The organism is Halodesulfovibrio sp. MK-HDV (assembly GCF_009914765.1).
Lineage (GTDB): Bacteria > Desulfobacterota > Desulfovibrionia > Desulfovibrionales > Desulfovibrionaceae > Halodesulfovibrio.
On the sequence record NZ_WYDS01000003.1, the window covers coordinates 147,178 to 163,075 of the forward strand.

General features: G+C 42.2%; 11 protein-coding genes and 2 tRNA genes. 3 read left to right on the forward strand and 10 right to left on the reverse strand.

Annotated elements, in window-relative coordinates; translation table 11 throughout:
• Positions 1 to 227: 227 nt before the first annotated feature.
• Both MKHDV_RS03340 and MKHDV_RS03345 read right to left on the reverse strand, forming a co-directional pair.
• A complete protein-coding gene (locus tag MKHDV_RS03340) occupies positions 228 to 2,258 on the reverse strand; it encodes a methyl-accepting chemotaxis protein (protein ID WP_160712254.1) in 2,031 nt (676 codons plus the stop codon).
• A 536-nt stretch (positions 2,259 to 2,794) separates the two neighbouring features.
• Positions 2,795 to 3,256, reverse strand: coding sequence for a type III secretion system chaperone (locus MKHDV_RS03345; RefSeq protein ID WP_160712256.1), 462 nt, complete (start codon positions 3,254 to 3,256; stop codon positions 2,795 to 2,797).
• Positions 3,257 to 3,595: 339 nt separating this feature from the next.
• On the opposite strand from MKHDV_RS03345, the gene MKHDV_RS03350 reads away from it, so the two are divergent.
• Both MKHDV_RS03350 and MKHDV_RS03355 read left to right on the forward strand, forming a co-directional pair.
• Positions 3,596 to 3,670: transfer RNA gene (locus MKHDV_RS03350), tRNA-Gln, on the forward strand.
• A gap of 133 nt (positions 3,671 to 3,803) precedes the next feature.
• Positions 3,804 to 3,881 (forward strand) — tRNA-Glu (locus MKHDV_RS03355).
• A gap of 154 nt (positions 3,882 to 4,035) precedes the next feature.
• On the opposite strand, the gene MKHDV_RS03360 is transcribed toward MKHDV_RS03355, so the two are convergent.
• From MKHDV_RS03360 to MKHDV_RS03390, 7 genes are all read right to left on the reverse strand, one after another.
• Positions 4,036 to 4,599, reverse strand: coding sequence for a flavodoxin domain-containing protein (locus tag MKHDV_RS03360; RefSeq protein WP_160712258.1), 564 nt, complete (start codon positions 4,597 to 4,599; stop codon positions 4,036 to 4,038).
• 14 nt (positions 4,600 to 4,613) lie between these two features.
• On the reverse strand, positions 4,614 to 5,213 hold the full coding sequence (locus tag MKHDV_RS03365) for a class I SAM-dependent methyltransferase (RefSeq protein ID WP_160712260.1): 600 nt from the start codon (positions 5,211 to 5,213) through the stop codon (positions 4,614 to 4,616).
• A 159-nt stretch (positions 5,214 to 5,372) separates the two neighbouring features.
• Complete coding sequence (locus MKHDV_RS03370) at positions 5,373 to 5,855, reverse strand: MarR family winged helix-turn-helix transcriptional regulator (RefSeq protein WP_160712262.1); 483 nt, start codon at positions 5,853 to 5,855, stop codon at positions 5,373 to 5,375.
• A 36-nt stretch (positions 5,856 to 5,891) separates the two neighbouring features.
• Complete coding sequence (locus MKHDV_RS03375; protein ID WP_216846846.1) at positions 5,892 to 7,151, reverse strand: hypothetical protein; 1,260 nt, start codon at positions 7,149 to 7,151, stop codon at positions 5,892 to 5,894.
• A gap of 14 nt (positions 7,152 to 7,165) precedes the next feature.
• On the reverse strand, positions 7,166 to 7,996 hold the full coding sequence (locus MKHDV_RS03380) for an outer membrane lipoprotein-sorting protein (protein WP_254060400.1): 831 nt from the start codon (positions 7,994 to 7,996) through the stop codon (positions 7,166 to 7,168).
• Between the two features lie 133 nt (positions 7,997 to 8,129).
• The gene (locus MKHDV_RS03385) at positions 8,130 to 10,817 is read right to left on the reverse strand and encodes an RND family transporter (RefSeq protein WP_160712264.1); all 2,688 of its coding nucleotides are present in this window, start codon (positions 10,815 to 10,817) and stop codon (positions 8,130 to 8,132) included.
• 257 nt (positions 10,818 to 11,074) lie between these two features.
• Positions 11,075 to 11,995 (reverse strand): helix-turn-helix transcriptional regulator, encoded by a 921-nt coding sequence (locus MKHDV_RS03390; protein WP_160712266.1) that lies wholly within the window; start codon positions 11,993 to 11,995, stop codon positions 11,075 to 11,077.
• An 813-nt stretch (positions 11,996 to 12,808) separates the two neighbouring features.
• Here MKHDV_RS03390 and MKHDV_RS03395 point away from each other — a divergent pair.
• Positions 12,809 to 14,407 carry a sigma 54-interacting transcriptional regulator gene (locus MKHDV_RS03395; RefSeq protein ID WP_160712268.1) on the forward strand — a complete coding sequence of 533 codons (1,599 nt, stop codon included), beginning with the start codon at positions 12,809 to 12,811 and terminating at the stop codon, positions 14,405 to 14,407.
• A 202-nt stretch (positions 14,408 to 14,609) separates the two neighbouring features.
• Here the strand turns inward: MKHDV_RS03395 and MKHDV_RS03400 are convergent, their stop codons facing one another.
• Positions 14,610 to 15,875 carry a radical SAM protein gene (locus MKHDV_RS03400; protein WP_160712270.1) on the reverse strand — a complete coding sequence of 422 codons (1,266 nt, stop codon included), beginning with the start codon at positions 15,873 to 15,875 and terminating at the stop codon, positions 14,610 to 14,612.
• Between the last annotated feature and the right edge of the window lie 23 nt (positions 15,876 to 15,898).

A 15,898-nucleotide genomic window follows, 5' to 3' on the forward strand; every position in this document is an offset into this window, starting at 1 on the left:
AGAAGCATTTCAGGGTGAAAGCAGGGGAATGGTACGTAAAATATGAAAAACCTCTGAACATCGCTGCTCAGAGGTTTTGTTTATAGAATCAGATCGATCGGGTTCGAGTCTGTTCCGAGAAGACAGAATGTTGTACGGATGCCGGACTACGTCAAACGTAACAGGATACGGGCCTGATGCATTTTGATTGATATGCAGTTCTCAGCGACATTCTGTTTAACATGAAGCTATTGCTGGATTTCTCGTATAACAACTTCAAGTTTTTGTGAAAGTGCGGCAAGTGCGGTAACAGCATCCGCTGCTGCGGTCATGCCTTGTGCTGCTTCTTGAGTGAGGGTGTTTACCTCATCAGATGCGCGCGCAATTTGTTCTGATGCAGCGGATTGTTCTTCTGACGCGGTCGCGATGGAACGAACTCTATCTGCTGTTTGCGTACCTGCTTCAACAATTTGCTCAAGTGCAGTGCCCGCGCTCATTGTAAGTTCAGTGTTTTGCCCAATACGTGTTGCTACGTTTTCCATTTGAGTCAGTGTCGATTTGGAGCTCTGTTGAATTCCATTCACTACGCTTTCAACTTCGTTTGTTGCCTGCATGGTTTTTTCTGCAAGCTTACGAACTTCGTCTGCTACTACTGCAAATCCACGTCCGGCGTCGCCAGCGCGTGCAGCTTCAATGGCAGCGTTGAGTGCAAGAAGGTTTGTTTGGTCAGCAATGTCGTTAATGACGTTGATTATGCTGCCAATCGAATCGGCTTGAGTGCCGAGTTCTGTGATGGTGCCTCGCATGTCTTCAGCATATTGCTGTACTTCTTCAGTAGACTGCACAACGTTTTTGACGATGCCTGCACCGTCGGAAGCTGTTCTTTGTGCAATATCAGCATCTTCAGCTGCGCGAGCTGCATTGCGTGCAACTTCCAGCGTGGTGGCATTCATCTGCTCTACAGCAGTTGCTGTTTCACCGATACGCTCGCTCTGAATAGAAGCACCTTGTGTGGTCTGGTTGATCTGTATTTCTAACTGACCTGCTTCTTCGGCAACCTGTTCAGCAATAGATGTAGCTTCCAGAGCTGCGCGGCTGATGCGTTCATTTTGCTCTTCAATAACTTTTCGCTGGTTATTCAGTTCGGTGAGGTTGTACCAGAATGATACTGAGCCGATGATGTTTTTATCTAGATCGTAAACAGGAGTTGTGGTGACATCGATGAAGAGAGTTCGTCCGGAGGTGAGGTGGCGTTCGCAAGTGACATGAAGTTGTTTGCGTTCTTTAATCGCTTTATCGGAGAGAGTTTCCTTGTTCTTGTCATCCCAGTATAATTCACCAGAGCTGACGCCTTTGTAGCTTTCTGGGGTACCCTTTTTTTCCAGCAGACTACAGAGCTGCTGGTTCGCCCAGAGCATTTTGAAGTCTGAGCCGACGATACCACATGGAGTAGGGATGGCGTTCAGAACTCCTTCTGCAAAGCCGAGTTTGTCTTTGAGCTCAAGAACCATGCGGTTGATGGCTTCGTGGAGAACGCTCATTTCGCCAGAGAAAGTACTGTTTGTTTTTGCATTCAGATCACCACCTGCCACTTTGTTGGCAAAAATAGTCAACTCAGTAAGGGGATTGTTTATGGCGCGGAACACAATGAAAGCAATCAACCCACCGAGCAGAATCGCAACAGCACAGGCAAACTTAATCAAGTTTTCAGAATTGTTGAGCAGAGCTAACGATTCCTGACTCTCTTTAATTAGTATGTTGTGGCTGAATTCACCGAGTTGGTTCAGTGCCTTCTCCATTTCATGTATTGGCTGTTTGTAGGGCTTCATCAGCTTGTTGGCTTCAACCGGATCGATATTTGAGTTGATAGCCTGTTGTGTAATTTTCTGGACACCCGTTAGGTAGTGTGAATACGCAGAAGAAAACGTCTTGATTGCATTACGTTCCAGACTTGTGAGCTCAACAACCCCGGATTCCAGTTCTTCAATGGTGGCAATTTGCTTGTGTGTAATGGCACTTACATTTTCCAGTTTACGAAGATACCCTTGTTGTTTCTGCCTGTTTCCAATGTTAAGAAAAATGTCTTTTTCATAGCGGCGATGGAGCAACAGAGAATTTTTGATTTCCAAAGCCTGTTCTCTAAGCGCTACATCATAAAAAACCAGTTCTTTAATTTGTTCTGTGGAATCTAATGCGGATTTATATCCGATTATTCCAATCAGCAGCGACAACCCGATAGCCGTGCTGAACCCCAATAATAAAAGTTTCTTAATAGACATGAAATTACCCCAAAGAATTTCATCCGTTGCTGTAGGAAACAAAGGACTGTGTCGTTTGTCTATTTATTAAGTAGACAATAGGAGCGAAAATAAAACGGAGAATAGCTCCGCAAGTATTGGGTCGTTCCTTCTTTTAAGAACTATATTATTCCCGATATATAGTACCTCGATAAAGAAAAAAATAATCCAATATTTAGCATGTCCGCCGTTTTGACTTTCGCGTTGCAAGATGTGACAGCTCACAATAGAAGGCTGTTTCACTTAAAAACGATCGGCAATAGTCAGTAAAAGTTTATTTTATTGCAGCACTACTGTTAATTCATGCGGTGATTTTATCTTGCATGAATAACTGATGTTGCTAAAGCACGATGATGTACTAGTCCCATTTCAGATACAGCAGTAAATATTCTTTCCCTTGTAACTGTTTGATTTAATAATGTTGTTGCATTAACATTGCAATAAAAAAGCTTATCCCTTCAAAAAATAGGAATAAGCTTATATAAAGATGTGAGTGCTTACACTCGGTGTTGTATTGCTTATGCTCTGTTAAAAACATCGTCCATTTCAAGAGGCTGAGTTTTATCAGAATCGTCTATTTCTTCAGGGTCTCTTAGTGCAAGTGTTTCTGTCCACTTTTGTGCAATGGCTAGGAATTCTGTAAATATCAATTCAAATTTTTGCAGGGTGAGATCTTCTATTTCAACGTGTTTCAGCAACGCAATGTTTCCTTCTTCTCGTAAAAGAACAAATCTGGCACCTGCTAATTGATTGCGAAACGCGTTAATTTCCAAAAGATCGGCATAAATTTCGGGATTGTCAGGCGAAACAATCGTTACGAGTTGCAACGACCCATTTGCTTCATCTATATCGAGGCGAACTGATAAGTTGCCTTTGATCGTGATGCGGCTGTAACCACTTTCATCAAAAGTGAGTGGCCCATGATCGATATTTTCTGCAAATTCAGTGAGAAGATTTCGGAGCGTGTTTTTATATTCCATGATCGTTCCTTATCGTCATATGCCGTAACCACTTTTCTTTGAGCAAAATAGATAACATTGGATGAAATCTGTTGAATGAAAATCTCTTATGAATTTTCGATACACTGGCAGTTATTGATTGGTTCTTTGAGTAGCCTACCATAGGAGCAAAACTGCCAAGTGTTTGTTAAGTGTAACATGAGGTTGAGAAAAAACTATACTGACAGAACACAGTTATCAGTCTGCTAATTCAGGTCATAATCAGAGCCTCATCAAGATAGGTCCATTAAGAAAAAGTTTTTTAAGTTTTTCCGTTGACAGCAGGCTGTGTTTTCCATAGATACACATCTCACAACTTGTTGGGCTATCGTTCAATTGGCAGGACGACGGGTTCTGATTCCGTTAATCAAGGTTCAAGTCCTTGTGGCCCAACCATTTTTTTTTAAAATAGCAACTGGCCAAGTTGCTAGGTGATAATCAAATCATACTTAGGTTTATATCTAGTTCGATTTGAATTATCATTTGCGGTTATGCCGTATGTTTTAGAAAAAAATGCAAGTTTTCAAGCGTCCCCATCGTCTAGCCTGGCCCAGGACACCTGCCTTTCACGCAGGCGACAGGGGTTCAAATCCCCTTGGGGACGCCAAGCAATTTAAGCTCTTACATGAAAATGTAAGAGCTTTTTTTGTTATATTCCCCTGAGATATGTGATTTTGCTACAAACTTTCGGACACTCATATTCATCTCTTCTTTGATTCAGGATAACGGATTAACTAGGTCTCCATAAGTTTGTAGCAGGATCATGTTGAAGAAATAGAAACCTGTAATGAGTTGAGCATGCCTTTTACCCTTTCCCGTACCTGACGCAAGTCTTCATCATTCGGGCGTCCTTCGATATTTCCAAGCCGACCGCTAATATTCAATTGATGCATTTTTTTAGGAATAAACGCTCCTACAATACTCCATTCGTCGACGATGGTAATACCTAAGTGATCGAAGAGCTGCCCCATATATTTGATTGCTGGGATCGCTTCGGCCTCACCAGTATGCGGTCCGGCGTAAGTACAATACACGCAGACAAACTTTCCGGGAGTTCTTGGCGATCCCGGAAGAATTAAATCATTTTTGCGGATGTAATCCATTTGTCTTTTCATCCAGTCCAGCATGGCTTTTCCCGGCAGCCAAGTATACACACCGGAACCGATAAAGATAAAGTCATACGCGAGCAGGTCGATAATATCTTCCTGCTTTTTAACATTAACTGTTGTAACTATATGCTCACCCATCAGTGCTGTTTTTTCAATTTCACGGGCAATCTTTTCAGTCTGCCCGTTCAACGATGCGTACAGATTAAGAATATTCATTTAGAATCTTTTACTTACTTTTTAAATTTGATCAGATAGTTAAAACCGAGATCCAGATATGCGGTCTCATGAAACTCCAAAGGCAGTACAAAGGACTTAATATCTTCTGATGAAATACGCATATGCAGCGGAGGTCCGAAATCAGCCTTCTCTTTTTTGCATTCAAGAATAGCAACCTGCCCTGAAGTTTTAAGTATGCGCTGAACTTCCTTAAAGAGTGCTGTTCCGTACGCCTGTAAATCCATACAATGCAGAGAGGTGCTCATGAAGCATGTATCCACGCTTTCGTCCTCAAAAGGCAGCACGTCAGACATCTCTCCATGGATTGTACGGATATTGGATACGCTATTTTCAGCAGTCTGCTTCGCAACTTCTTTGAGCATATTTATGTTGCTATCCAGCGCATACACAGTTCCCTTGCTTCCAACAGCTCCTGCAGCATGAAGCGAGTAATCTCCCGGGCCGCAACCCATATCAAGGAATACGTCACCATTTTCTAGTCCCAGCGCCTCAAAAACAAGGTCTGAGTCATGCATTTTGTAGCTCGTTGGACCGCGTTTGCGTGCTCCACGGCCTCCTGTACAAGGCAACGCTGTCTTACAATTCGTATTCATCTGTGCTCTCCAACCGTTAGACATTATGGAAAAATGAATCAATTTTGATTCTACATTTCCCTTAGCTTTTTAGTTAAGAAGCTTAACCATTATCGTAAATAAATAAGGGCAATCTGTCACGAATACCCCTTGTAACGTTGTATTATTCTGGACAAACTTTTATTTGAGTCTGCTGAAAATTTCGGACATGCGTTCATCTACCACAGTTTCAACAACAGCAAGAATTGCGGACGCGGAAGCAATCTGCGGATCAGAAAATTCATCCAGTCTGCCCAGTAGGTTATGCATGTGTCGTTCGTGGAATTCCTGATGGATATTGAAAGCTTCCCAACCGGAATCAGTTAGAAAAGCAAGAAATTCCTTATTGTTATCCAGAGCACGGTCTTTACGTACCAACTTCTTTTTCTCAAGTTTGCTTACCATTTGAGAAACAGCACTTTTAGAAACACCCATAACCGAAGCAATTGATTTAAGATTGGTTCCCTCGTTTAATCCGATGGCCTGCAAGCAATGAACCTCACTGGATGTGAGTTCAACCCCTTCGCTTATGGGAATAGGCTGCTCTTCAATACGCAGGTGTTTGTTGATTATCCGTATAAGTCTTCCAGTCATATATTTGATTGTTTCTTCTTTGTTGTTCATTTATTATCGATAAGCAGCTTAACTAAAAGAGTCAAGCTAAAAACTGTAACGCAGCGAAGCATAAATGTTTGAGTTATTGGTGAATTGACCAAAAAAAGTCTGCTCTGTTGCACCAATAAAAATGTTGGCCCCGATCCCGATAGTTGTCTGGTCCGATACCTTATACTGAACGTTGGGCCGCAGATATGCATCCTTATCACTGGGAGAGTAGTACGAATCCAGGCCAAGAGTTAGGTTCTGATTCATCATCTGTTGGGTGAATTGTAAGGTGATGACATGTCTAAACTCATCCTTGGGATATTTAGGATCATGCACATTCCTGTAAGTCTCATAGTTCAGCATCTGCTCCACATAGTACTGTACTTCACAGTTACTATTGGTCCAGAGTTCCTGCGCATACCCAACGAGATATCGGATCTGCGAGTTATCAACTTCTGCATTAGTCCCGCCTCGGTTATCGGTTGAGTCATACCACGCAACTTCAATGTTACCGATCCCCGCACTGACCTGCCCCCTGACACTGGCCCCGTAGACATTGAGTGGAGGAAAGGTTGCTTCGTCATGGGCATTCATTCCGGCGGGCTGTTTCCAGTATCCCCAGTAACCGTACAGAGCTAGTTCGTAATTATTAATATTACGGTAAATGCGGGCTGAAAGTTCGTCATTCTTAAACCATTCATTAGGTATGTCTGTTTCAAGAATATCATCCCGCCCCACAAGACGGTCTTCAAGTCCGCTCCAATAGGAGATGTATTCACCATCTATATACCGATCCGGTTCAAACTTCGGACTGTATACCAAATCAATATTCACCGCTTCGGTAAAAAAACTCACCTTGGCAGAACTGTAAGGAGCTTTCAGATATTCTGCGTCCCGACCTATAAAAAATGAACGCCAGTCCTTGGGGAAAAGATCGTTCAGGAACACCAGTCCGCCAGTCCCCCAAGTAAGCACCTGTCGCCCGATTTTCACATCCATGAAATCAGTAGGTCTGGAAAATATCCACAATTCACGAGTTTCGTAACAAATTCTGTTTATAACACCGTCCGCACGGACATCACCTTTGTATTTAAAATCAGCCCAATCGGTATAAGTGAATACTTCTCCCTGCACCCTGACTTCAGCCATTGAGAATGGTTTCTCTTCGGGATCATTTTGAGTACGTACTCCAGTTCTTGCCTCAATGTATCCGTTGAATTCAATAGGAGCGAACTGCTCAAATATACTTCCTTCCTGCGCTGCGGCTGCCGGAGCAGCAAGGGTTGTAAGCAGCCCAAGCCACGTAGCTAGACGCATGAGCTCCTTAAATCTCATCGCATCAATTCTCTAGGGGGTCTGCGCAGGTATCTTTCACTGAAGACACTTTTTTTGACCGGATGGTTGTATGTGATATCGGAAAAAGTCATGACGGTTTCGCTTCCCGTTTCATGATTTTTAACCTTAGAACAAGTGACCGTTGGATACGAAACAACTTCTCCGTCTTTATCCGCGACAATTTTTTCAACCTTAACCACTTCCATAGTACGATAGAGAACATTGGAATTTTTATAATACTCAACCTTCATAGGAATAAATGTATCTCGGTTAATATGAGCAATATAGTGCGAGAATTCCAAATCATTTGGACTCTTGGGAGTGTTTTTCAGTAGGTAACATCCATTTTTTGTCCCGGTCAGTTCATGTACATCTTCGTGCAGACTGCGTCCGGAAATGTCCTCATAAAGGAAGTCCGATCCGGCAAAACTGGTTCTTTTGTCTCCAGCAGCAATTCTTTTGACCATGTCCAGACTGGGCAGATACAACCAGCGAGAATCGTCCGTGCCCGGAAGGGTCGTTTTATGTACCAAAAAAACCATCTTGCGCACATCAGCAGGAGCTTTGAAATAGGACATATGCATCTGGTTACCGTCATTTTCGCCCACATCCATACGAAGGATATTTAGATCTCTAAGCCGAGTCCGGCCCTGACGATCAGTTATTTTTAAATGAACCTTTCCTTTACAGGTTTTTCCCTGATACAAAGCCATGTGGTTTGAATGGTTAATTATAGCTTCAACATTTAGTGTTTTAGCCCGTGCTGGGGAAACTCCTATTGAGACAGTAAGCATTAAGGCCGCAGCCAGTAATATTCTATACTCCATTTTGAACCTCTTTTACTTGTGCGTTATTGCGTTTTTATGAAGCTGAAGATGCCTTTAATGGACTTGCGAAGACATCTTTAGCAGGACCAAAAAGGGGGGGGTGAAATTTCTTTTAGGGACTTTGCGCGATGGGTTAGCGATGCACTTCCAAAGGGATGGCTGTTGCCGGTATCTTTTTCTTGGAAGTAGAAACTTTTTCACTAACAAAGAACCATTTTGAGGCCAGAGTAATGATGGCCGGCATGACTACAAGAGTCAGAATGCCAGAAAGCATCATGATGGAAGACAGCAGGATACTTGTCGTACGGTAAGGGATCAAAGCAGATATAAGCATGGGTAGAAAGCCGATAGAAATAACCAGCACGTTGCGACTGATGGCCCGTGCAGGAGCTCCATACATTTGGGGCAGGGTTTCACTCCATGAACCAGTTTTTGAATAGATATTCCTGCAGCGCTCCACAAAATGGATAGCAAAGTCGACAGACATCCCAAGAGTAAGAACCCCAAGAACAGCAACAGGCATGTCGTAATCCTTGCCGATAAGTCCAATGAATCCGTAAATGAGTGCAATAGTCATGGTCAGCGGAACCATGCACAACATGCCCCATTTTACTGACCTGAACAAAAATGCTGCTAAGAGTAGCACGATAACGAAACTGCCGAGAAATGAACGCAGCATACCTTCCACCATTTGGTTCTGCCACGCGACATTGATGTAAGTCAGCCCAGCCCAGTTATGGGAGAGGTTACAAGGAGGAGGATTCTGTTCAAAGTAGTTGTGTACAAAAGTTTCCACAGCTTCCATCACCATGTTGTCACCACTAGAGAGCTGGAAAACAACGCAGGCTCCAGTATAATCTGGAGTTACGTAATGCCATAGATCATGAGGACGGTGGCTCTGCTGGAATTGCATGTAACACTCAGCTACCCCTTGAAGTTTTTCAGGAACCTTATAGCTGGCGTCTTTTCCATCAGTCAGTTCCTGATTAATTTTACTAACAAGATCAGTTGGAGCTATGCTTTTGCCAACCAGTCCGGCTGCTTTGATTTCCTTTTGTAATCCGGCAAGGTACTTCAGCATTTCAGGGTTTTTGAAAGGTTTTTGCATTTCTTTTTCAAGATTAAAAAAGCTGGAAAACTCGTCATACAAATAGAAGTCCTCATCACTGGCCTTTTCAGCTTTACGACCCGCCAAACCTGCCGCACGGTCAAGGAAAGACTTTCTCGTATCAATAGAATCAGGCATGTGGTTCAGCTCATTCATAAATAAAGCTGCCAATTGGGGAGCGTGGGGAGACTCAGCAATAAGAGTCTCGGCAAAAGTCATGAATCTTTCAGAAAATTTACGCTTCTCGGACTCGGAATAAGAAATTTTATTCTTTTTACTCTCAAGAATAAGATACGCGGGATACGTTCCTTCAAAGTGCTTGGTCAGCGCTGTATCAGCCATACGAATGGGGTGACTGGGGGCAAACCATTTGACAGGGTTATCATTAATTTGAATTTTGCTAATTCCCCATACAGAGAGAACCAGCAGAATCATGAGCAAACCTAACAAAGGCTTCGCATAACGGTATGAAACTCTTCCGGTCTTCTCCAGAATACGATCCAGAAATGTTTTTTCTCCGCCACTTTGCTTGGCAAGTCCGAAATTATTAAAAAAGCTAGCAGGTAGAACCATGATGTAGGCGGGAACAAACATAATGGTTAAAAGCCAGGCGACCATTATGCCCAGTCCCACAAACACACCGAAAACCTGAACCGGAGGGATGGGAGTGAGAGCAAGCGAGATAAATCCCGCTGCAGAAGTCAGCGAAGTGTAGAGCATGGGCATGAATAAAAAATTCAAAACCTCTATAATAGTTTGTTTCCTGCCCTTCTCCGGTGAATACAAATCAAAAAATTCCGATAGAATATGTATCGAATCCACCACCGCAATGGACATTAAAAAAACTGGAATCATTGAGCTCATAATGTGGATTTCATATCCCAGACCGATCATTGATCCCATGGTTATAACTACTGACAATGTAGCGATAATCATGGGTAAAAAGGTCAGTGAGAGCTTGCGGAAAAAGAAATAGAGCAGCAAAAAGATGGTTCCCATGGCAAGAGGGGAGGCGATGATCATTTCCGTAAACATTTCAATGCCGATTGCGTCCTGAGCCACAGGCAATCCGGTAACATAAAACTCGTCACTTCCACCTAATTCTTCAATCTTGCCCTGAAGGGCTGAGTAAACTTTGTAACTCTGATATTTGTCCGTCAAAGGAAGATAGATGCAGATGGCATTGCCATCTTCTGAAGCCATACGACCTGAAAGCATTGGGTTTGCAAAAGTTTTTGCACGAACAGTGTCGGCTTGGGCCTGAGTACGGGGTGGACGCGGCATAAGCCAGTCAAAGGAAATAACTCCCGGTTCTTCCTGATTGATATGCTCGACCATAGAGGGTGCAACCATATCAACCTCAATCACACCACTTTTCTTCGACGGATCATCTGGGTTATCCCAACGAAGAGTCTTTGCGAACTCAGCAAGTTCATAGACCCGTCCTAACGTGTCTGGATTAAAAACACCGTGTGGAGACTCCTCGTTGATAATTCCGAGCACGACAATCTCAGACAGGGCGAACTTAGCCTTGGCTTCATTATGAAAAACTCGTGATGATTCATCTGCCGGAAGCATGTGTTCCGGATCGGTATCGATAACCACGTTAGGAAAAAATGCTCCTGTAAATATTGCTAGCATCATGAGCAGGACAATTGTTGCCCAACTTCGTTTTGTAGCGAAAGAAATTGCCATTTGCTTTATCTTATTCATTCGGCCTACCTCGATTTTATTATTTTGGTTAAGCTGCTTAACCGTTGTTTTAAAAAAATGTCCTAACCCGGATACCTGTTGTTAGACTTATACTGGGATGGCAGGATAAACTACCCCACAACATAATTTTTTTACCCCAAAGCAAGACAGAACAAGATAAAGAATCAGTATAAAAGAAAAGACGTATTGCGATACATACGCAACACGCCTTTCATAGCAAAAAATTTTAAATGAAGAGCTATTCTATAACTTCAAGTCTAAAAACATCCGCAAGCAGAAACGGCTGTTCTTCTTTCCCGCACTGAATTTAAAAACTGTTTAGGAAGCACGCCATATCTTTTTTTATACGCTGCACTGAAATGACTCAAATTAGTATATCCAAGAGCCCATGCCACCTCACTGACATTCATATCACCGTCCTCAAAAAACATTCTTGCTTTTCGAAGTTTGTATTCCTTTAAAAATCCAAAGACAGACATTCCAAACAGTTCTTGAAAACCTGACTGAATCTTACTTATGCTCATCATGTGGGCCTTTGACAGTTCAGCCATACTTGGGGGTACGTCAAAATTTTCTTTAAGATGTTCCTGAACGTCTCTAATCTGCTCAACTTCGCGCGGAGTCAAAATAGTATTATGCACGCCTGAATAGGATTCCAGCTTCATAACCTGCAGTCCAATAAGCTCAAGGGCTTTTCCTTCCAGATACATCCTGCTGCACTGCCCGCCTGAGAGTGCATAAAACAATTCATTGGCCGCGGCATGTACTATGGGGTCCATTGTGTGATGTAGAAAGAAATCCTGATCACTCTTATTTTCCAGCAAATTCTTTAAATCATCATGCACGGCATGAATATCTTCAACCAACAGCTCATACAGCAGTTCAGGGCTAATGTGTAAATGAATAATTCTTGCTTTAACTTGTGCGGCAGACTCAACCATCCCGCTCAGTTCTCGAAAAAAACCTAACCCTCCATACCCCGCAAAGTTCTCAAGTCTGTGTGCCCCTGTAGTCGTTTCATAAAGATTATTTACGATTGCGCCTTCAAGGAAAAATCCAAAATCAAGATAACTATTCTTTTTCTGGTAACTGAACGAAAAATCGGAAGAAGGAGTGGATTCAAACGAGCTAACTCGAAGTCCGGGTCTAAGTTCAATCTCACGCCATACTGATTCCATTCCAGCTTTTGAATTAGAATCGCAACAAGGGGCGAACGTTCTGACAGTACTGTTGGCAGAGGCTTCAGCCAGATTCCACACTTTGTTACTACGAGTCGGAAAAAGACTTCTATTCATTTGCGCTGCTCTTCGCTCATTGGCATTTTAAGTTGATTTTGATTCTCAATATCTGAATGTTTTGTATCATGTCAACACGAATGGTGAAAAGAGGTAGTTATTTAGCATAGTAGGGTAAAAAAGTTGCTTGGTGTAATCTCCTTCTTTTAGTGCCTTTGAAAGCATACATCTTAACTGCTGTTACTTCGTATTGTCAGTTGATCGTGCATGAGAAAACATATTTTCAGGATCATTTGTTTTTAAAATTGATTCGTTGGAAAATTTCCAAATATAACAAAATTGTAAATATTGTGCTTTTGCCAAGGTGTTCTAGTAAATTATCGGCTTAGATTCATGTTGAAGGAATGCCTGCATGAAGTTCTCTTACTACTGTTTTATTCTTATTCATCTAAGATTATTGATTTAAAAATGCATTTTATTTTTTTATAAAATATTTAAAAAATCTATTTAAACAGATCAAAATTGAAAAATTTACGAAAGCTATAGCGAACATAATTTCTTTTTTTCGCTATTAAAAAGAGTGTTGCCTATGAAAACTAAAAATAAAGAAAATGTTAAAAAATAGAAAAATGACAAAATTGTAAAACAAAACTGTGTTTAGAGATTGAAAAAAGAGAAATTTAGAAAGATTTACTTGTAATTATCTTATCTTATTAAGTAAAATTTATATGGGTCAGTATATGCATTATTGAACGTATGCGCTCACCAATACATATACTTAAATTTTCAGCATTACTTGCGATTTGCGAAACCATGGAGCAGGCACTGGACCTTGAAGCTGCTCTTGATGGAGTACTCTGTATGCTTTCTGAAAAACTAAGTATGCAGCGGGCAACAGTAACCTTATACGATCCAGAAATTCAACAGTTAGCCATTAATGCATCGTATGGCCTAACGTTGGAGGAAAAAAGGCGTGGTGTGTATCGTCTTGATGAAGGCGTTACCGGAAAAATATTTAGATCAAGCGAACCATTTTATGTTCCGGATATCAGTAATAACCCGCTTTTTTTAGATAAAACAGGTGCGCGAAAACTCCAACGAAGAATGACATCCTTCATTGGTGTACCTATTGTTTTACATGGAGATCCTATTGGGGTTCTTAATGTGGATAGAGTTTTTGATGATCATATTTCTATTGAAGAAGATATAGATTTTTTGAAAATTGTAGCCACCCTTATTGGGCAATTTTTGAGCCTTAATAAAAAGGTTATGGAACGTGAAGCTGTCTTCAAGCGTGAAAATGCTTCTCTACGTTACCAGATTTCTCAGCAGAACAAGGGATTATTTATTGTTGGCAAAAGTCCAGCCATGATGGAAGTGCAGAGGCAGATGGAGAGGGTTTCCCCGACTCGGGCAACTGTACTACTTCTTGGTGAATCTGGCGTTGGTAAGACATTGATAGCACGTATAATTCATGATCTTTCTGACCGGAAAGGGCATCCTTTTGTGAAGATAAACTGTGCGTCCATTCCTGAAAATTTATTGGAAGCAGAATTTTTTGGGTATGAGAAAGGTGCTTTTACCGGTGCAGCATCGAGTCGCCAAGGCCGTTTTGAAGAGGCAGATTGCGGAACCATATTTATGGATGAAATAGGGGAGCTTCCGTTAAATTTACAGGCTAAATTGCTTCGAGTACTACAGGAAAAAGAGTTTGAGCGGCTTGGTTCCAACAAAACTCGTACAGTCGATATTCGTATTATTGCAGCAACGAACAAAGATCTTGCGAAGCTCGTGGAGCAAAATGAATTTCGCCTAGATTTGTATTATCGGCTTAATATTTTTCCTATTGTCATTCCTGCTCTCTGCGAACGTAGGGAAGATGTCACAGGCCTATTGAATCATTTCTTACGAAAAGCAGCGAACAATTATGGGCGTACTGTTTCACTCACTGCCGGTGCTTTGGATGCCCTTATCCAGTACGATTGGCCGGGGAACGTGCGTGAAATGGAAAACCTTATTGAACGCCTCGTAATAATGTCAGACTCTGATTATATTTCATTTGAATTTATTGCGCCTTTTTTGGGCTCGCTTGCGGTTGCTAGTGAAACAGGTGTTGTTGAAGTAGCTGATGTTTCACAAAAATTAGAGACTAATGAATCCTTGCCCCCTCAGCATACTTCTCTACAGAAATTAGAACAACATGAGATAATTCAAGCTTTAAGAAGTAATGACTGGATTCAATACAAAGCTGCTGCAACTTTGGGGCTTACTCCTCGCCAAATGGGGTATAGGGTAAAGCGCTATCATTTGGAGGAAGTTATTGCTGTTGGAAGAGCTCGACTTCGGAACAAGTAATATTGTGGTGTTCCTGATTTGTGTCAATTGCTAATGCTTTTAGGGCGGCAGCTTAAGGGATTAGCTTAATCAACTTGTTACATTTTATTTTGGACGGTCTCACAAGTGAAATTACGAAGTCAAAAAGCCATCGCAACGTAGAGGTTACCTCTATATGCGATGGCTTTTTATTTTATTTGTATTGTAAGACTGCGGTTAGATATTAGCCGCACGCTGTGCCTGTTCCCTGACATCCACCCGCGATGCCGGAACGACGACCTTTTAACGACTCGATGTTGTCAGTGTGATACACCGCTTCAAGTCCATCCTGAATAAACCCGTTTACTGTATGTGAAGAGATACCATGTTCTTCTAAGTAAGTTTTTGGAACTTCACCGATGGCTGCTGTTAATATTGTCCGGCAGTCGCTGAGAAGAAGTGCCAGCTCTTCCCATCGCTTTGGTCCGCAGGCTTTTGGTGGAACATTACGTTCTTCAACAAGGCTAAACTTTCCATCTTCATCTTCACCCCAAATGTAGAATGATTTCGACTCGCCAAAATGCTGGTTGATAAGCAAACCTTCTCTTGAAGATATCGCCACATAGGGGCGGGGAGCTTCTTTCTGATAAGGTTTGAGCTGTGAGCAGGACTGTAGAGTTCCACACAGTGTAGCCGACTGGTCGTTGCAAAGCAGTCCGACGGCATCTGCGCGACACCGCTTGCAGTGTGTCATTTGCGCTATATATGGACTCGCTGCTTTGCGGAGCGGGTTGATGACATTATGTTTTGGCTCTGCAATTTCGGCAAAAAGCGTGTCTGCCGTTGGCTTCAGAGGAATGATATTTTGAATATCAGCACCAAGTTCAGATGCTACTTTTGCAACTTCTACAATATGCTCGTCGTTAATTCCCGGGATAACAATGGAGTTAACTTTTACGATGATATTGCGTTTTTTTAAACCCGCAATAGCCTCTAGCTGGCGTTCCAATAATATGCTGGCACCTTCTACTCCGTAGTGGATGGTGTTGCCGTCTTGTACCCATGAATAAATTTTAGCACCAATTTCTGGATCGACTGCACTCATCGTAATGGTTACATGCGACACACCCAATTCTGCAATGTCATCAAGATACGGCAGGATGCCCATACCGTTTGTCGAGAGACAAAAAAGGAGCTGTGGATGTTTTTCATTAAGCAGGTGCATCGTTTCGAGCACTTCTTCCGGATTAGCAAAGGGATCACCAGGACCGGCAATGCCAGCAACTGTGATGCGTGGCTCTTTTTCTAAAACGGCGTCCATGTACTCAGCAGCTTGAAATGGTTTAAGAATGCTGCTTGTTACGCCGGGGCGGGATTCATTAACACAGTCGTATTTTCTGTTACAGTAATTGCACTGGATATTACATTTAGGTGCTACTGGTAAATGAACTCTGCCGCAACTTCCGGCTGTTTCCTTATTAAAGCATGGATGGTTAGTTGTATCTTTCATTGCAATGCACCTATGTATCGTGT

Excerpts from the sequence above, each read along its gene's own strand:
- MKHDV_RS03340 (WP_160712254.1), bottom strand. The coding sequence starts at position 2,258 with ATGTCTATTAAGAAACTTTTATTATTGGGGTTCAGCACGGCTATCGGG.
- MKHDV_RS03345 (WP_160712256.1), bottom strand. The coding sequence starts at position 3,256 with ATGGAATATAAAAACACGCTCCGAAATCTTCTCACTGAATTTGCAGAA.
- MKHDV_RS03360 (WP_160712258.1), bottom strand. The coding sequence starts at position 4,599 with ATGAATATTCTTAATCTGTACGCATCGTTGAACGGGCAGACTGAAAAG.
- MKHDV_RS03365 (WP_160712260.1), bottom strand. The coding sequence starts at position 5,213 with ATGAATACGAATTGTAAGACAGCGTTGCCTTGTACAGGAGGCCGTGGA.
- MKHDV_RS03370 (WP_160712262.1), bottom strand. The coding sequence starts at position 5,855 with ATGAACAACAAAGAAGAAACAATCAAATATATGACTGGAAGACTTATA.
- MKHDV_RS03375 (WP_216846846.1), bottom strand. The coding sequence starts at position 7,151 with ATGCGTCTAGCTACGTGGCTTGGGCTGCTTACAACCCTTGCTGCTCCG.
- MKHDV_RS03380 (WP_254060400.1), bottom strand. The coding sequence starts at position 7,996 with ATGGAGTATAGAATATTACTGGCTGCGGCCTTAATGCTTACTGTCTCA.
- MKHDV_RS03385 (WP_160712264.1), bottom strand. The coding sequence starts at position 10,817 with ATGAATAAGATAAAGCAAATGGCAATTTCTTTCGCTACAAAACGAAGT.
- MKHDV_RS03390 (WP_160712266.1), bottom strand. The coding sequence starts at position 11,995 with ATGGAATCAGTATGGCGTGAGATTGAACTTAGACCCGGACTTCGAGTT.
- MKHDV_RS03395 (WP_160712268.1), top strand. The coding sequence starts at position 12,809 with ATGCGCTCACCAATACATATACTTAAATTTTCAGCATTACTTGCGATT.
- MKHDV_RS03400 (WP_160712270.1), bottom strand. The coding sequence starts at position 15,875 with ATGAAAGATACAACTAACCATCCATGCTTTAATAAGGAAACAGCCGGA.